We start from the raw sequence: 16,688 nt of genomic DNA, 5'->3' as shown, positions 1-16,688 counted from the left end.
ATGACGGGCGAATTCGGAGCCATTCGCAAAGCGGACTACAGTCAGGCCTGGGGTAAGGATAGCACCAACCTGGCTGAATACGACTACTACTTGCGCGCGGAAAGCCAGTTCAACCTTTACACCAAGGAAGGTCTTGAGCGGTTCGCTGAGATCTCGCGACAGGGGCTGCAGGTGTTGCCTGGCTCCCCCCTGCAGCCGCGCGGGACCCGGCATTGGCCTGGTTCGTCAACTACACGCGAGGCTTTGTTTTTATGGTGCTTGGTAAAAACGAAGATGCAGTTGAGCGCTGAAGGCAACGGAATTCGCCGACGCGCCATTGCAACTAGCCGTCGCTATATGCGGCTGGGACGCGAGGCAGACGCCCGCGCTGCCGTCGAGAAGATGCTCAAGTCAGCTCCGACCGCGACGATCCAGTCGTGGCGGCAGACCTGGAACTTTCGAGATCCTTCCATTCTCGATCAAGCCGCCGCAGACCTCGCGCGCGCCGGCCTTTCGCCGCAATAGCCTATCTGAAGCTGTTCTTCACACATACGGGGCGGCGACGACGAGCTACAAGCGGGATGGAAGCATCGATCGAAAGAGCTTGCCAAGATCAATCGGTTTCTGCGCGACTGGCGAAGGAACGAGCCGATCCGATGCCCACTTCTGCTCGACGTGGTTTGGTGTACTAGCGCAGCGGCAGCAAGGACTATATCCACAACGTCTCCGCCTAGCAGATTTTTGGGGTCGACTTCCGAGGCCGCGCTGATGCAATGGGCGCTGCATTCTCCCGGCGAGGCGATTGGCTTGGGCGCGCCTCGCCTTTCCCCCGCACGGTTCATCGTGAGGCGAATGTCGCGGCGGGCGCACAAATTCAATTGATTAGGGGAATGCGGATTTACAACAGCGCAGAAATAAGGGTTGAAATCGGCTCCGCCCACCAAAGTTTTGTCAGGCCGTACTGTTCTCCCGCTAAGATCTCTGTGTTAGGTCAGCCCAAAGCGCCAATCTTGCGCGCGACCAAAGTGACGCTCTCGATATCGAAGGCCGCTAATATTGAAGGTTTACAGACCAGAGATCGATGGCCTAAGGGCGATATCGGTGATAGCCGTTATCCTCTATCACGCCGGGTTCACGGTTGCCGGCCACACGCTGCTTCAGGGTGGGTACATCGGCGTCGATGTGTTCTTTGTGATCAGTGGCTTCCTGATTTCGCAGATTTTGCTTACGGAAATCGAAGCAACGGGGCGTATCGATTTCTTGAAGTTCTATGCCCGGCGCGCCCGAAGAATTCTTCCTGCATTGTTCGCAGTAATTTTCGCGACAATGCCCTTCGCCTATTATTTTTTATTGCCGTTGGAACTCACCGACTACGCGAACTCCGTAGGTTCCTCGCTCCTGTTTGGATCCAATATCTATTTCTACTTTACTGCGGCTCAGTACGGGGAGCCCAATACACTTCTCAAGCCTTTTCTTCACACATGGTCGTTGAGCGTCGAAGAGCAGTTTTATATCGGCTTTCCGGTCTTATTGCTGATCGTGCGCCGACACCTGAAATCAAGGTTTTTGCCATGCGTGTTGCTCGTGGCAGCCCTCAGCTTTGTATTCTGTTTCCTAACGGTACGGCATGATCCGCAACAGGCCTTCTACTCGCCGCTCACCCGGGCATGGGAACTGCTGGCCGGAACACTTCTCGCCTATCACGAGGTGCGGCGTGGACGGCTTCGCCCCCAGCCGTTCCTCGCGGCGACCGGACTTGCTCTCGTTCTTGGTTCACTCATCCTGTTTAAAAAGGGCACGGTTCATCCTGGCCTGGTAACAGTGATCCCAGTCATCGGGACCTGTCTGGTGCTTGCATTCACCAGTCAGCAGGACCCAGTAGGGCGCCTGTTGGCTTCTCGGCCTGCGGCGCTCACCGGATTGGTGTCTTACTCCTTATATTTGTGGCACTATCCGATCTTCGCATTCTCGCGGCTGACGAGCTTGAACTTCAGCAATGGTGATAAGCTTCTTGCCATCGCAGCGACGGCCGTGGTCGCGGTCGTCAGCTTTGTCGCCATCGAAAAGCCGCTTCGCCACACCAGGAGCAGCCGCACTGTCTGGATCACCCTGAGCTCATCCGTTGTCACCATCGCGGCCGTTGTCCTTTCAGCAATCACTATGGCCGGTTTTCCTCACAGGTTGGATGAAGTCTATTCACCTCTCGCGCAGGCGAACGAGGCGCGGCTCGAAAGCACTTTTCTAAGCTTGAACGACAACATTCAAGATGGGAAACCCATTATCTTCATCGTTGGAGACTCGCACGCCAGAAACTGGTCGATCGCGCTGAAAAATTACATCGATACCGACCGATATCAAATCGTGGCAGTCAGCTACTTGAACTGCATGGTCGAGATCAAGAACGATATTGTCAAAGCCCCCTCTCGCGCTAGCATTTACGATAAATACTGCATTCCCTTTGAAAAATATATCAACGACAAGTCACTGCTCAGCCGCACGAAAGCGATCTTCCTCACGAGCCTCCGGCCTTTCGAATACACGGTTAACCCCTTCAGGTTCGAACTTCTTTCCTGGATGAAAAGCCACTCGGATAACGCCCGCATTTTTGTGTTCGGAAATTATTTCCAGCTCGACGAATTACACTCATGCCTGGGGCTGATGTTTCAGAGAAAATCCGATGCCTCTATATGCCTGCGGGAAGCGACCTATCCGCCCGCCAACCAGGCTTTAGCGCAACTGCCATTTTTCCCGTCCGATCTTGCCTTCACCTACGTCGATACCATCAAGCTTCACTGCGACTACGACAAGGAGAAATGCCTGACCAGCAGCAGGGGTGTTCCGTTCATCACAGACTGGAACCATATGACAGCAGAATTTCTGACGACCTTGATTGGAGACATTCTGGAAAAGAGAACCGCCGACCTGCGGAGCGACGGTCTCCTCGATTTCCTGGTACCGCCGCACGCCAGGCAATCCGGACAAACGGCAAGTTCTCAGCCGAGCGCTGCTCCGACGTTATCCGCCTCTCCATCAAATTAAGCGGCGAGATGCCTGGAACGCTGGTGAACCGGGTGTTCAAGTCCGGACTTTCGGCATCCCTGTAGGGCTGACCTCAATCATCAGCGCTTGATGCGCGGCACCGAACCTGCCGGAAGCAGACGCTCTGTTTCTAAAGCGCGTGTTGTCCTGGCGGAACTTTTGCCTGCCTTCTCCGATTAGGTAGCACGTGTTCGGAGATATCCGCCATGAATGTGAGCGACGAAAGAACTGTCTCCTTGTGGGCTCCGCTCAGGGTTATGCCCGACTCCACTCCACTCACACGGAACGATGAGGCCGATGCCGTAATCATCGGCTCCGGAATCGCCGGCTTGTCGGTAGCCTACGAGCTCGCCCTTGCGGGGCAGAAGGTAATTGTCATCGATCGCGGCCAGATAGGCAGCGGCATGACGGCCCGCACGACGGCACATCTGTCATCCATATGCGACGACTATTTCTCCAAGTTGATCGATCTTCGCGGGCGGGAGCTGGCTCGGCAGTTCTATGAGAGCCAGTCGGCCGCGATCGACCGCATCGAAGGGATTCAGGGGAGCGAAGGTATCGCCTGTGATTTCAGACGTGTCGACGGGTTCCTGTTTCCATCCTCCGAAGGCCAAGAAGCCGATCTCAAACGCGAACTCGACGCTGCGCTGCAAATCGGCGTCGCGGTCGAAAAAGTCACGGGCCTGCCATTTGCGGGATGCACTGCGACACCCGCTCTTCGTTATAGCAGTCAGGCGACATTCCATCCGCTCAAATATCTCCGGGGACTGACCGCGGGTATTCGTGCTCGTGGCGGCAAGCTCTTCTGCGACACAGTGGTCGAGGGGGTCGAGGAGACCGAAGGCGGTGTCCGTGCGTCGACGAACTCCGGCTTCACCGTCACCGGCAAATGGGCAGTGGTCGCCACCAATTCGCCGATCAATGACCGCGTCGCCATTCACACCAAGCAAGCGCCGTATCGGACCTATGCATTGTCCTTCGAGATCGAACGCGGGGCCATCGCCGATGGGCTCTATTGGGACACGGAAGATCCCTACCATTACGTGCGTCTGCAACCCGGCGACGGCGCGACGGACTTTCTCATCGTCGGCGGCGAAGACCACAAAACAGGAGCCGTCGACGATGCCTTAGAGCGCTTCGACGCTTTGACGGCCTGGACCAGGCGTCTGGTGCCCGATATTGGCATTGAGACCCATCGCTGGTCGGGCCAGGTCATGGAGACGATCGATTACGCCGCCTTCATCGGCCGCAATCCCGGAAATGACCGCGTCTACGTCGTCACCGGCGATTCCGGCGAAGGCATGACCCATGGCGTGGTCGCTTCCCTGTTGATCCGCGATCTCGTTCTCAATGGCGACAGTCCGTGGCGGGAAGTTTACGAGCCCTCGCGCAAGACGGCCCGCGCGATCGGCGATTACCTGATGGAAAATGCGACGGCGATCAAGAATTTCGCAGAATACGTCGCGCCGGGCGAACTCGATTCCGTCGACAAGTTAAAGCCCGGAGAAGGCGCCATAATCCGGGAAGGGCTCACCAAGATCGCCGCCTTCCGAACAGAGGATGGGACGCTCTACAAGCAGTCGGCCTCTTGCACCCATATAGGCTGCCACGTGCACTGGAATTCCCTGGAGCACTGCTGGGATTGCCCTTGCCATGGCTCACATTTCGCCGTCGACGGCACCGCTTTGAATGGCCCGGCTGTGTCGCCCTTGGCCGACATTCGATAGTCCCTCTGTTGCCCGTGCAGATTCGGCAGGGGATAAGATGATCGGACGGCGAGATCGCGCCGTGAAGATTCAAACCGCCTCTCCCACAAAGGAAGATCACCTCCTCCCTGCTGCTCATCGCGTTTCGAAGGCTGTCTCCTGTCAAAACCTCCGCGACCGAAATCTCGATGGCTCCCGGCGCATGCCGGCGACGACCCCTCTTCAATTCGCCAAGCTTCCGCACCGTTTGTTAGCAATTTGTTGACCATAAGCTGGCTTTACTGAGCCTGATGGATGCGGAGTTTTCCGGCCGTCGTCGAGGTTTGGTGTAGGACGGGTTTGTTCGTGTTGAAGTATTCAGTGCAGAGTTTGTCGGGTGGAGCCTCGGGCGGAGTTGCCGCGCTCCTGTCGCGTGCAAAACGCTTTGCAGCGCAGACTATTCTGCCGGCGCTGATTGCGCTGCCGGCGCTTGTCGGTTCTGCATCCTTTGCCTCAGCGGAAGATCGGGCGCTCAAGCTGTTCTTTACCCATACGGGCGAGAGGGCCACGATCACCTACAAGCGCGATGGAAAGTTCGATCCAAAGGGCCTTGCTCAGATCAATCGGTTTCTGCGCGACTGGCGAAGGAATGAGCCGACCCGGATGGATCCCCGGCTGCTCGACCTGGTCTGGGAGGTGTATAAGAAGAGCGGCGGCAAGGACTACATCCATATCGTCTCTGCCTATCGTTCCCCTGCTACCAACAACATGCTGCGCAACCGCTCGCGCAGCACGGGTGTCGCCAAGAAGAGCCAGCACATGCTGGGCAAGGCGATGGATTTCTATGTGCCCGGCGTGAAGCTTGCGACGCTGCGCGCCGTTGCAATGCAGATGCAGGTCGGCGGTGTCGGCTATTACCCGACCTCGGGATCCCCCTTCGTGCATCTCGACGTCGGCAATGTCAGGGCCTGGCCCCGCATGTCACGGCAGGAACTCGCGCGAATCTTCCCGAATGGGCAGACGATGCATCTTCCGGCCGACGGCCGGCCGCTGCCGGGATATAATCAGGCGGTTGCGAGCCACAGGAAGCGCGTCAGCTCCACCTCGATTGAGATTGCCAGCGCCACCGGAGAAGACGAAGACGTGGCAGCCTCGCCCGCGCGCAGCGGCGGCGCCACAGACAGCAAGCTGGTGACGGCGCTTCTGCCGACGCCGAAAAGCCGGGCATTGAACGCTCTCGCGCTGCAGACCGGCGCGGTCGAGCCGGATGAAAAACCGGCCGCGCCCGATCTTTCCTCTCTTGTGATTCCGATTCCGGCGATGCGCCCGGTGGCCCTTGCGCACGACAAGGGCGCCGACGACGAACTGGAGACTGCATCGATCGGTCCAATTGCAGCACTTCCGGAGAGACGTCCGCCAGAATTGCCGGCCCACGCGCGCTTCCATCCCCTCGTGGCTGCACAGGAGACCGCCAGGCAGGGCGCTGACATGATCGCCTCCCTGCCGATGACCGCTCCCTGGGAAGAAGCAGAGTTCCTTGGATCGACGTCCGAAGCGGCGCTGATGCAATGGGCGCTGCATTCTCCCGGCGAGGCGACCGGCTTGAGCGCGCCTCGCCTTTCCCCCCGCACCGTCCATCGTGAGGCGGATGTCGCGGCGTCAGCTGAGCATGCTCTGCCTGTCGCCGCCAGGGGGCCGTTCGACGCCAGCCGGTTCGCTTCGCCCCCGGAAGGCTGAGCTCGATCATCAGGGCTCGATGCGCGGCGCGTAGGTCGAAGGAACTTCTTCAGCGCCGGTACGTTAGGGGCACGGATGCGATCATCGCTCAGTCGATTCGCATTTGTCCTTTCCAACTCTTCCCTGCCCCGCAAATCCGGCGGGGCTTTTTTTGGGAGGAGCACTTTCTCTGTACGCGGGCGTACAGAAACTATTGCGGTCGACCGTCGTTTTTGGTCCGGATCGCGCAGAGGGAGCCTCTCCTGTCTCCGCGCGCACCCCTTACGCTCTGTGCGATCCGCTATTTCTCGAGAAAACTTCCTGCGATGCGATTGTGAGCCGCGACAAGGCGGCGGCTAAGCCAATTGCTCGCTGGCAGCCCACCATTTCGTGTGCGGCTTGAAAGGCGCTGTGCGCATGCCGTTTCGGGAAAACACCCATGCACCTCAGTGGACAACCGCAATCACCGAAATACCGGCTTCCTCGGCAGCGCGAATGAGTGCGGCACGGGCCACATTCGGCGAGATGTTGCCCTGAATGGCATCCAGGCAGGTTTTTACAGCCGCTATATATTCCCGGCCATCGCCCGTCGGCCAGCCGGCGATCAGGGCGTCTGCAACCTCACTCAATGATCGAACCAGCCTGTGCTTGTCCTGACCGCTCATCACCAGCATCAGAGGCGCGAAATCTTCGCTTCTGTGCCGATCCACTATACCGACTGCCTGCATTGCCACTCGTCCCTCCTAACCTCACAAGACGCCTTCCCATCTGCAGCGAACCGACGCTCGGCATGGATCGTCAACCCGACGCTTCCTCAGGAAGGTCTTTGGCGGTGTTTCGCAACAACGACAGAGATCTTCCTGATGCCTCTTCGACAGGATGGGGAGCATCTAAGTCGGATAATGCCAAGGGAAAGCCGGACCTAAGTCGGACTGGCGATCTCAGGACGCGCCACTCATATATTAGCGTGAGGCAATTTAAGGATCCGTGGAGGAGCGGATCAGGAGGAGAATATGCAGTTCGGCCCCAACAATCATGAGGAGCGCTGCTCGGAAGGCCACAGTTCGGCCTCGACCATCGCAACGATATCAGCCGCCCTTTCCGCCGATCCGGACATCGACAGCAGCGCCATCGAGATCAGGATGCTCGGCCCTGTCGTGCTGCTCGAAGGCTACATATCAAGGGCAGCCGACCGCGACAAAGCCATCTCGATCGCAGCGATGATCGTTGGCTGGGAAAACGTCCAGGATCGGATGCTGAGCCGCCTCCCCATGCAGTAGAAACAGTGCGTCAGCGGGGGTGGGACCAACGTCCGATAAGCCCCCGTCTGAAGTCCCAGCACTGGAACAACATCCTCCATTTCCCGGTTTGGCACCGCAGCGGAACAAACCGCATCAAAGGAGGAAAATAGATGAATATCAAAGCAGTAGGAATTGCCGTTGGTCTCCTGTTGGCATCGACGTCTGCCTTTGCGCAGCAGTCGACGGTGACGGGTGCGGCAGGTGGCGCCGCAGCGGGCGCAATCGTCGGCGGCCCGGTCGGCGCGGCTGTCGGCGGCATTGTCGGCGGCGTCGCAGGCAGCGTCATCGATCCGCCGCCGCCAAAAGTGGTGACCTATGTCGAGCAGGCTCCCGCACCGGCTGAACGCATCGTGGTGAAGGAGAGGGTCGTCGTCGGGCAGCCGCTGCCGGAGACCGTCGTCGTGACGCCAATTCCCGACGACCCGAAATATGCCTATGCGATCGTCAACGATCAGCGTGTGATCGTCGAACCTTCCTCGCGGACGGTCATCCAGGTCATCGAGTGATCGACAGGCGGCCAGACCGCCATTCAAAACAATCAGGGGCGCGCATGCGACGCATGGGAATGCGGGCGCGATGGCGCGTTCAAACTCCGGAGATGATTTATGAAAAGCACCCACCTCACCATGCTCTTCGCAGCACTGTCACTCAGCGTATCGCCGCTTGCGACACTACCGGCCGCAGCCCAGCAAGATACTCAAAAGAGTGGCCAGACCCAGTCCGGTTCGCAAGGCACGGACTCCGGCTCGCAGGCCGGCTCCGGCCAGGCGGGCACCGAGTGCACTCCCGACGCTTCGGGAGCCTGCCCGCAGGGCCAGGAGCAGTCAACGCAGCAGCAATCGGGCCAGGGCTCCGACACTGAGAAGAGCGCCGAGCAGCCTTCGACCGATAGTTCGACGAGCGGAAGTGCATCCGGCAAGTCTTCGACGGAAAGCAAATCCGGATCGCAGGACACCAGCGGCGGCACCACCACCGAGCAGAAACCCGCCGCCGAGGCTGGCAGCACGGATAGCGGTGCGGCCACGACAGGCACGAGCGGCAGCGCCACCACGCAGAGCGGCGATGCGAAGCAGCCGGCCGATCAGAACACGACGACAACAAGCAAGAGCTCGTCCGAGACCAACATCAACATCTCCGTCGAGCAACAGACCGAAATTCGCACCGTCGTGAAGGAGGTGCGTGTCGAGCCGGTGAAGGAGGTGGACTTCACGGTTTCCGTCGGCGTGAAAATCCCGCAGAAGGTGCGGCTTGAACCACTGCCGCCGCGCGTCGTGAAGATTCTTCCGCAATATGAAGGCTACCGCTTCTTCATCCTTGCGGATGGCCGGATCGTCATCGTCGATCCCGATGCTCTGACGATTGTCTATATCATCACGGCCTAACGAGCAGCTGGTCCCGGCGGCGTCATTTTCGCTGCCGGGACCGTCCATCTGATACGCACATTGAGTGACTGGCATTGCTCCTGGCTTCAGCGTTTACTCTAGCAGTCAGGCGGAGGAAGCAGACCATGGCCATGTATCTCACACGCTTCAGCTACACGCCCGAGACCTGGGCGCGCATGATCGAAAATCCCGAGGACCGCCGGGAGGCGGCACGCAACTACATCGAATCCGTCGGCGGCAAACTCCATGGGTTCTGGTATGCTTTCGGCGAGCATGACGGGTGGAATTTGTGGGAGGCGCCCGACAACGTATCGATGGCGGCTGTCACGCTTGCGATCGGCGCCGGCGGCGCGCTCAGCTCGATCGAGACCACCGTGCTCCTCGACGTCGAGGATACGATCCAGGCCCTGAATAGGGCGAAGTCGATCCGGTACCGCCCGCCGGGAGCGTAGCCCGCGGTCGAGGCACGCGCGTCCGCTCTTGGCGCATGCTGCTGTCGCAAGACCGCAGCCTACTCGCTCTGCCTGAAATTCCGGATCCGATCGAACAGCACCGCGAGCACGATCGCCCCGCCGATAAAGGTCCCCTGCCAGAATGCGTTGATGCCGAGCAGGCCGAGGCTGTTGCGGATCACTTCGATCAGCGCCGCGCCGACCAGGGCGCCGAAGGCGGTGCCGACGCCGCCGGCGAGATTGGCGCCGCCGATGACGGCGGCGGCGATGACCTGGAGCTCCATGCCGGCGCCGATATTGGTGGTGACGGCGCCGAGCCAGCCGGTCTGGACGATGCCGGCAATGCCGGCCGACAGCGCCGAGATCATGTAGACGGCGACCTTGATGCGGCGTACGGGAACGCCGGTGAGCGTCGCGGCATGCTCATTGCCGCCGATGGCGAAGACATAACGGCCGAAGCGCGTCCAGCGCAGTACGAAGCCGGTCAGAAGCGCCAGGACGATCATGTAGAGGACGGGATTGGCGATGCCGAGGAACCAGGCGCCGCCGCCAAGAGCCAGCAGCTGGTCATGATCGGGGCCGAACTGGAAGACGACGGTGTTGTTGGAGGCGACCATGGCGAGGCTGCGCGCAATCGACAGCATACCGAGCGTCACCACGAAGGGCGGGAAATCGAGATAGGCGATCATCACGCCGTTGAAGGCGCCGACGACAAGCGCCGTCCCGATCGCCGCCGCTATGCCGATTTCGATGCTGTAGCCGGCGTGCATGGTGACCGCCAGCACCATGCTGCAGAGGCAGAGTACCGAGCCCACCGAGAGATCGATGCCGCCGGTGATGATGACGAGCGTCATGCCGAGCGCGATGATGGCGACGAAGGTGACGTTGCGGGTGATGTTGTAGAGGTTCTTCGCCGTCGCGAAGGAATCGGTGGCGAAGGACAGGAAGAGGCAGGCGAGGATGACGGCGATCAGCACCCAGAAGGTCTGGCTGCCGACGAACTCCGAAAGCCGGCTTCGCTCTCTCTGCGCAATCGTCTGGTCGAGGGTAACTGCCATTGCTGACCTTCTTTTCTGCCCGGTGCTGCGCCGCTCAAACCTGTTCGATGGCGCCTGTTATGAGACCCGTTACTTCCTCCGGCGAACTCGCCGCAATCGATTTGTCGGCGACCTTGCGGCCGCGGCGCATGACAATCACCCGGTCGGCGACGGTGAAGACGTCGGGCATGCGGTGGCTGATCAGCACGACCGCGATGCCGCGATCGCGCAGCTCGCGGATGAGATTCAAGACCTCAGCCACCTGGCGGACCGATATCGCCGCCGTCGGTTCGTCCATCAGCACGATCTTCGCCTCCGACAGCATGGTGCGGGCGATCGCCACCGCCTGCCGCTGGCCGCCCGACATCTGCTTGACGAGATCGCGCGGGCGGGTTTCCGATTTCAGCTCCTTGAATATGTCGCCGGCGCGCCGGTACATTGTCTTGTAGTCGAGGATGCGGAACGGGCCGACGCCGCGCCGCAGCTCCCGCCCCAGGAAGACGTTGGCGGCGGCGGTCAGATTGTTGCAGAGCGCCAGATCCTGATGGACGATTTCGATGCCGTGCTGGCGCGCCTCGACCGGCCGGTGCATGACGATTTCCTTGCCGTCAAGGCGCATCGTGCCTTCACTCGGCCGGAAGTTGCCGGCGATCATCTTGACCAGCGTACTCTTTCCCGCGCCATTATCACCCATCAGGCCGACGACCTGGCCGGCTTCCAGCGTGATCGACACGTCGTTGACCGCCTGGATGGCGCCGAAATGCTTGGAAATATTGGTGAGTTCTAGAACCGCTGCCAGCCGACCACCCTCCCCTGATGCCGCAGACTTGTCGTCGCGGCCCGCTGGCCGTCAGACGCCTGCGATCTCGGTTTGCCAAGCTCCTCCCGGCAAAGCGATTATGGTCATTTACGCAAAAGCCTGAAGAATCGTCAATCAATTGTCCGCATAAACCGCCCGCCAAGGCAAAAATCTACTTCGCCGCGTAAATACAGATTGACGCCGGAAACGAGCGGATATTAGCTGTTGCTGGGAGAGAGAGCATGCTGATCCTTGTCACCGGGGCTACGGGCAAGGTCGGGCGGCGCTTCATAACTGAGCTGCTTGACGAGCCGCGATTTTCCAGAGCACGCATCCGCGCGCTCTGTCACAATCGTGTGCTCGAAGAGAGCGACCGTATCGATGTCATCAAGGGTTCGATCGCCGACGGCGCCGTCGTTTCGGCGGCGATGCAGGACGTCACCCATGTGCTGCATCTTGCCACCTGCAAGGAAACGCCTGACGACGTGATCGACGTAACGGTCAAGGGCCTGTTCTGGCTGCTCGAGGCCTTTCGCACGAGCCCGACGGCGCGGCAATTCATTCTCATCGGCGGCGATGCCGGCATCGGCCATTTCTTCTATCGTCATGACGGGCCGGTGACCGAAAAGACGCCGCACCGCGCCTATCCCGGCTGCTACGCGCTCTCCAAGGTGCTGGAAGAGGTGATGCTCGAGCAGTTCGCCATCCAATACGGCATCAACAGCTGCTGCCTGCGCGCGCCCTGGATCATGGATAAGGACGATTTCAAGTTCACCCTCTCCTTCGGCGACGATGTCTTCGGCGGGCCTGACTGGAAGAGCCTGGTGCCGCCGGCCGATGCGGCGCGTTACGCGCGCGACGGCACCGTGCCGCTGCTGCGAGACGCCGACGGGCGGCCGCTGAAGCGCAATTTCGTCCATGTCGACGATCTCGTTTCGGCGATCCTGGCGGCGATCGACAATCCGCGCGCCGTCGGACAGCTCTTCAACATCGCGATGGATCGGCCGGTCGATTATGGCGAGGTCGCCGCCTACCTCGCCCGCACCCGCGGGCTGGCCTCCGTCGACATACCGAGCGAATATCACTCGAACTGGATGGACAACAACAAGGCGAAGTTCCTGTTGAACTGGCGCCCCGTCTACGATCTGGAAAAGCTCATCGATTCAGCCTGGGAATACCGGCGTTCAGGGGAGGAGCCTCGTATCGTCTGGTATCCCGGTTGATAACGGGGCGGGCGAAGGCGCCCGCCCTTTCACAAAGGGAGGAAGCTATGAGGAAGGCATTATTGCTGACTGCCGCGGCAGTCCTGGCGTTCACGGCCGGCGAGGCCGCGGCCGCCAAGAAGCAGCTCGTCATCGTCGTAAAGGGCCTCGACAACCCGTTCTTCGAGGCGATCAACCAGGGTTGCCAGAAGTGGAACAAGGAAAACGCTTCGGCAGAATATGAATGCTTCTATACGGGCCCGGCATCGACCTCCGATGAGGCCGGAGAGGCGCAGATCGTCCAGGATATGCTCGGCAAGGCCGATACGGCGGCAATCGCCATCTCGCCGTCCAACGCCAAGCTGATCGCTCAGACGCTGAAGACGGCTAATCCAAGCGTGCCTGTCATGACCCTCGATGCCGATCTTGCGGCGGAAGATTCCGCGCTGCGCAAGACCTATCTCGGCACCGACAACTACCTGATGGGGGCGCGGATCGGCGAATACATCAAGAAGGCCAAGCCGAACGGCGGCAAGATCTGCACCATCGAAGGCAATCCCGGCGCCGACAACATCCTGCGCCGCGCCCAGGGCATGCGCGATACGCTGAGCGGGCAAAAGGATCTCCCCGCTTTGAAGGGCGAAGGCGGCTGGACTGAGGTGGCCGGCTGCCCGGTCTTCACCAATGACGACGGCGCCAAGGGCGTTCAGGCGATGACCGACATCCTCGCCGCCAACCCCGATCTCGACGCCTTCGGCATTATGGGCGGCTGGCCGCTGTTCGGCGCACCGCAGCCCTATCGCGACCTGTTCAAGCCGATGGCCGACAAGATCGCCAAGAACGAATTCGTCATCGGCGCCGCCGATACGATCGGCGAAGAGGTAGCGATCGCCAAGGAAGGTCTGGTGACCGCCCTCGTCGGCCAGCGGCCCTTCGAAATGGGCTACAAGGCGCCGAGCGTGATGATGGATCTCATCGCCGGAAAGCCGGTCGAGGATCCGGTCTTCACCGGGCTTGACGAATGCACCAAGGACACGGTCGACACCTGCATCCAGAAATGACGCTGCATCGGAGCGCCCATTCAGTTGGGCGCTCCGGGTTACCCTTCGACTTGCGAAAAGATCCAATCCGAAAAGACGCGCATGGCCGGCGTGACCGGCCGCGACTGCAGGCGCGTCAGCCAATAGCTTCCAAGCGAGATGGCCGTGGCGAAGGGCTGCACGACCGCGCCCGAGCAGAGGTGCCTTGAAAACATCGAGGGCGGGGCGAGCGCCACGCCGAGCCCCTGGAGGGCCGCCTCCATCATGCCGACGGAGGAATCGAAGACGATGCCGGCATTGACCTGAGCCGCCGGCGGCACGCCTGCGGCCTGGAACCAGGTGCTCCACTCATCCGTGCGATAGCTGCGCAGCAGTGTCGCCCCGGCAAGGTCTGCCGGCGATTTCAGATCCTCGGCGAGCTTCGGGAGACAGAGAGGCGAGAGCGGCGCCTCGAACAGCCGCTGCGCCTGCGTGCCGTGCCATGAGCCGCTGCCGAAGCGGATGGCGAAATCGAGCCCTTCCGCCGCCGGATCGACACGGTTGTTGTTGGTGGAAATGCGCAGATCGATGAAGGGATGCCGGCGCTGGAAATCCGCAATCCGCGGCAGGAGCCAGCCGACGGCGAGCGTGCCGACGACGCCGAGGAACAGCAATTCGCGCACCTGCCCGGCCTCGATCCTGTCGAGCGTCGTCGCCATCTGGTCGAAGGAAGCGGTGACCGTCGGCAGCAGCGCTTCGCCTTCGGCGGTGATCTTCAAGCCGCGGGGAAGGCGCTGGAACAGCGCCACGCCCAACCGCTTCTCCAGGCCCTTGACTTGCTGGCTGACGGCCGCCTGGGTGACGCAGAGCTCGATCGCGGCGCGGGTGAAGCTCAGATGCCGCGCGGAGGCTTCGAAGGCCCTGAGGCCGTTCAGGGGGAGGAATGGACGAACCATATAAGCCCTAGAATTTCTTTTATCTAGCGCGAGATATCATCGTTTGTGATTGGAAAACAGCGCCTTTAAATCCGTCCGGGGACGCGCTTCGCGCTCATGGACCGCCCTTTGGAGGATGACTTTATGAAGAATGTTGGGATGAGAATTTTATCGGCCGCCTTGATCTCGGCATGCGCTTCCACCAGCGGCTTTGCCGCCGATGCCGCGAAAGTGAGGGCGATCGCCGACGCCGCGATCAAGCCGGTCATGGAGAAAAACGCCATCCCGGGCGTTGCCGTCGGCATCACCATCGACGGAGAGCAGCATGTCTTCACCTATGGCGTCGTCTCGAAGGAGACGGGCAGGCCAGTAGCGCCGACCACGCTCTTCGAACTCGGATCGATCAGCAAGACCTTCACCGCCACGCTGGCGTCCTACGCTGAAGCAAAGGGCGAACTTTCGCTTGACGACAAGGTCAGCACATATCTGCCGGCAATGAAGGGCAAGCCGTTCGGCGATGTCGAGCTGATCAATCTCGCTACCCATGCCGCCGGCGGATTTCCGCTGCAGCTGCCTGATGAGGTCAAGACCGAAAAGCAGCTGCTTTCCTATTTCGCAGCATGGCAGCCCTCCTACGCAGCGGGGACGCAGAGAAGTTACGCCAATCCGAGCATCGGCATGCTCGGCTACATCACCGCCAAAGCCATGGGCGGCGACTTCGCCGCGCTCATGGAAGGGAAGCTGTTTGCCGCTCTCGGATTGAAGAGCACCTATATCAATGTGCCGAAGTCGCGGCTCGCCGATTATGCTCAAGGGTATAAGCGCACCGGCGAACCGGCGCGGCTGACGCCGGCCCTGCTCTCCTCCGAGGCCTATGGTGTCAGATCGACGGCCGGCGACATGATCCGCTTCGTCGGCGCCAACATGGGCCAGGTCAATGTCGACGGGAAACTGCAGCAGGCGATTGCCAAGACCCACACCGGTTATTTCAGCGTCGGGGCGACAACCCAGGATCTGATCTGGGAGCAATATGATTATCCCGCCGCCTTGCCGAGCCTGCTCGAGGGTAATTCCGCCGCGATGCTGAAGACCACTCCAGTGTCGGAACTGCGGCCGCCGATGAAACCGCGTGACGACGTCTGGATCAACAAGACCGGTTCGACCAACGGCTTCGGGGCGTATGTCGCCTTCGTTCCAAAGGAGCGACTCGGCATCGTCATCCTGGCCAATAAAAATTATCCCAACGAGGAGCGGGTCACCGCCGCCCATCGGATACTGACCGCGCTTGCCGCCGACTGATCGGGATTGGGCGCAGGCAGCCTGACGGACACCGGAGCGGGCTGTTGCGCCCCGGACCTTTGAAATGCCGGGGACAACTCTAAATCGATGTGCTCGTCTCGAGTCGGACTTTAGCCCGATGCGCGACCGCACCCTTGTGCTAGAGAACGCTTGGCAGCTGACGGACATGCTGTGGTCGAGCCCTCCGCAGTATATGTCCGGGAGTACGCAACCTCGCCCCGCAGTACAAAGGTCGATACTACCGTGAGTAAGTGGAATTAATAATTAAGATTAACGCGCGAGTATTTCTTAGAACTTGTCTAAGCAATTGTCAGCCCTTATAGGGAATGCTAATAAACAATTACCTTTCTTAAAGTCACGAGGAACAATGCAAATGAAAACTGTATTGATTTCAGGCGGAGCTGGTTTCATTGGATCGCATCTGTGCGATCGACTTCTGCTCCGGACAGACGTTCAGAAACTTGTCGTTGTCGATAACCTCTGGACCGGACTTTTCGAGAATATCGAGCATATCAGGGACCCCCGTTTCCACTTCGTGAAATCCGACGTCGAAACCCTGCAGACCTCCGAAAAATTCGACGAAATCTACCATCTTGCCTCTCCCGCGTCGCCGCCCTGGTATATGAAGGAGCCGAAGCGAACGATTTCCGCCAATCTCCTCGGGGCAATGCGGCTTCTCGACCTCCTGAAGAAGGGCGGCCGTTTCGGTTTCACCTCATCTTCCGAAGTTTATGGCGACCCGCTGGTGTCGCCGCAGCCGGAATCCTACAAGGGCCAGGTCGACTGTACCGGGCCGCGCTCGTCCTACGACGAGAGCAAGCGCTGCACAGAATCGCTGCTGTT

16 protein-coding genes and 1 pseudogene are annotated in these 16,688 nt (G+C 60.2%); 13 read left to right on the top strand and 4 right to left on the bottom strand.

Annotated elements, in window-relative coordinates; translation table 11 throughout:
• The 5 genes and pseudogenes from GA0061105_RS33250 (at position 1) to GA0061105_RS04395 (ending at position 6,440) form a co-directional block, all read left to right on the top strand.
• On the top strand, positions 1-504 hold the full coding sequence (locus GA0061105_RS33250; RefSeq protein WP_425348755.1) for a hypothetical protein: 504 nt from the start codon (positions 1-3) through the stop codon (positions 502-504).
• Positions 505-509: 5 nt separating this feature from the next.
• Positions 510-710, top strand: a pseudogene (locus GA0061105_RS33245) (peptidoglycan L,D-endopeptidase MepK); the annotation flags it as partial.
• Between the two features lie 325 nt (positions 711-1,035).
• Positions 1,036-3,018, top strand: a complete 1,983-nt coding sequence (locus GA0061105_RS04405; RefSeq protein ID WP_092748355.1) for an acyltransferase family protein — start codon at positions 1,036-1,038, stop codon at positions 3,016-3,018.
• A 206-nt stretch (positions 3,019-3,224) separates the two neighbouring features.
• Positions 3,225-4,745 carry an FAD-dependent oxidoreductase gene (locus tag GA0061105_RS04400; RefSeq protein WP_092748353.1) on the top strand — a complete coding sequence of 507 codons (1,521 nt, stop codon included), beginning with the start codon at positions 3,225-3,227 and terminating at the stop codon, positions 4,743-4,745.
• Between the two features lie 273 nt (positions 4,746-5,018).
• Positions 5,019-6,440, top strand: a complete 1,422-nt coding sequence (locus GA0061105_RS04395; protein WP_092748351.1) for a peptidoglycan L,D-endopeptidase MepK — start codon at positions 5,019-5,021, stop codon at positions 6,438-6,440.
• 425 nt (positions 6,441-6,865) lie between these two features.
• On the opposite strand, the gene GA0061105_RS04390 is transcribed toward GA0061105_RS04395, so the two are convergent.
• Positions 6,866-7,147 carry a DUF982 domain-containing protein gene (locus tag GA0061105_RS04390; protein WP_092748349.1) on the bottom strand — a complete coding sequence of 94 codons (282 nt, stop codon included), beginning with the start codon at positions 7,145-7,147 and terminating at the stop codon, positions 6,866-6,868.
• Positions 7,148-7,432: 285 nt separating this feature from the next.
• Between GA0061105_RS04390 and GA0061105_RS04385 the strand changes: the two genes are divergently transcribed.
• From GA0061105_RS04385 to GA0061105_RS04370, 4 genes are all read left to right on the top strand, one after another.
• A complete protein-coding gene (locus tag GA0061105_RS04385) occupies positions 7,433-7,699 on the top strand; it encodes a BON domain-containing protein (RefSeq protein WP_064695374.1) in 267 nt (88 codons plus the stop codon).
• 131 nt (positions 7,700-7,830) lie between these two features.
• Entirely contained in the window at positions 7,831-8,226 is a 396-nt protein-coding gene (locus tag GA0061105_RS04380; RefSeq protein ID WP_092748347.1) for a DUF1236 domain-containing protein, read from the top strand.
• A gap of 99 nt (positions 8,227-8,325) precedes the next feature.
• Complete coding sequence (locus GA0061105_RS04375; protein ID WP_092748345.1) at positions 8,326-9,102, top strand: DUF1236 domain-containing protein; 777 nt, start codon at positions 8,326-8,328, stop codon at positions 9,100-9,102.
• 125 nt (positions 9,103-9,227) lie between these two features.
• Positions 9,228-9,554, top strand: a complete 327-nt coding sequence (locus GA0061105_RS04370; protein WP_092748343.1) for a GYD domain-containing protein — start codon at positions 9,228-9,230, stop codon at positions 9,552-9,554.
• Between the two features lie 59 nt (positions 9,555-9,613).
• Here the strand turns inward: GA0061105_RS04370 and GA0061105_RS04365 are convergent, their stop codons facing one another.
• The gene (locus tag GA0061105_RS04365; protein WP_064695378.1) at positions 9,614-10,612 is read right to left on the bottom strand and encodes an ABC transporter permease; all 999 of its coding nucleotides are present in this window, start codon (positions 10,610-10,612) and stop codon (positions 9,614-9,616) included.
• 34 nt (positions 10,613-10,646) lie between these two features.
• A complete protein-coding gene (locus GA0061105_RS04360) occupies positions 10,647-11,324 on the bottom strand; it encodes an ATP-binding cassette domain-containing protein (protein ID WP_425348750.1) in 678 nt (225 codons plus the stop codon).
• 308 nt (positions 11,325-11,632) lie between these two features.
• On the opposite strand from GA0061105_RS04360, the gene GA0061105_RS04355 reads away from it, so the two are divergent.
• Together GA0061105_RS04355 and GA0061105_RS04350 are read left to right on the top strand one after the other, a co-directional pair.
• Positions 11,633-12,613 carry an NAD-dependent epimerase/dehydratase family protein gene (locus GA0061105_RS04355; protein WP_092748339.1) on the top strand — a complete coding sequence of 327 codons (981 nt, stop codon included), beginning with the start codon at positions 11,633-11,635 and terminating at the stop codon, positions 12,611-12,613.
• A gap of 47 nt (positions 12,614-12,660) precedes the next feature.
• A complete protein-coding gene (locus tag GA0061105_RS04350) occupies positions 12,661-13,653 on the top strand; it encodes a sugar-binding protein (protein WP_064695381.1) in 993 nt (330 codons plus the stop codon).
• A gap of 38 nt (positions 13,654-13,691) precedes the next feature.
• Here GA0061105_RS04350 and GA0061105_RS04345 read toward each other — a convergent pair whose 3' ends face one another.
• Positions 13,692-14,567 carry a LysR family transcriptional regulator gene (locus GA0061105_RS04345; protein ID WP_064695382.1) on the bottom strand — a complete coding sequence of 292 codons (876 nt, stop codon included), beginning with the start codon at positions 14,565-14,567 and terminating at the stop codon, positions 13,692-13,694.
• Between the two features lie 123 nt (positions 14,568-14,690).
• On the opposite strand from GA0061105_RS04345, the gene ampC reads away from it, so the two are divergent.
• Positions 14,691-15,845, top strand: coding sequence for a class C beta-lactamase (gene ampC, locus GA0061105_RS04340; protein WP_092748337.1), 1,155 nt, complete (start codon positions 14,691-14,693; stop codon positions 15,843-15,845).
• A gap of 373 nt (positions 15,846-16,218) precedes the next feature.
• A partial coding sequence (locus GA0061105_RS04335) for an NAD-dependent epimerase/dehydratase family protein (RefSeq protein WP_141130184.1) occupies positions 16,219-16,688 on the top strand: 470 nt, incomplete at its 3' end.

Source organism: Rhizobium aethiopicum, assembly GCF_900094625.1.
Taxonomy (GTDB): domain Bacteria; phylum Pseudomonadota; class Alphaproteobacteria; order Rhizobiales; family Rhizobiaceae; genus Rhizobium; species Rhizobium aethiopicum.
Note: the sequence above shows the minus strand (reverse complement) of the source record. Positions and strands in the feature narration are given on the sequence as shown.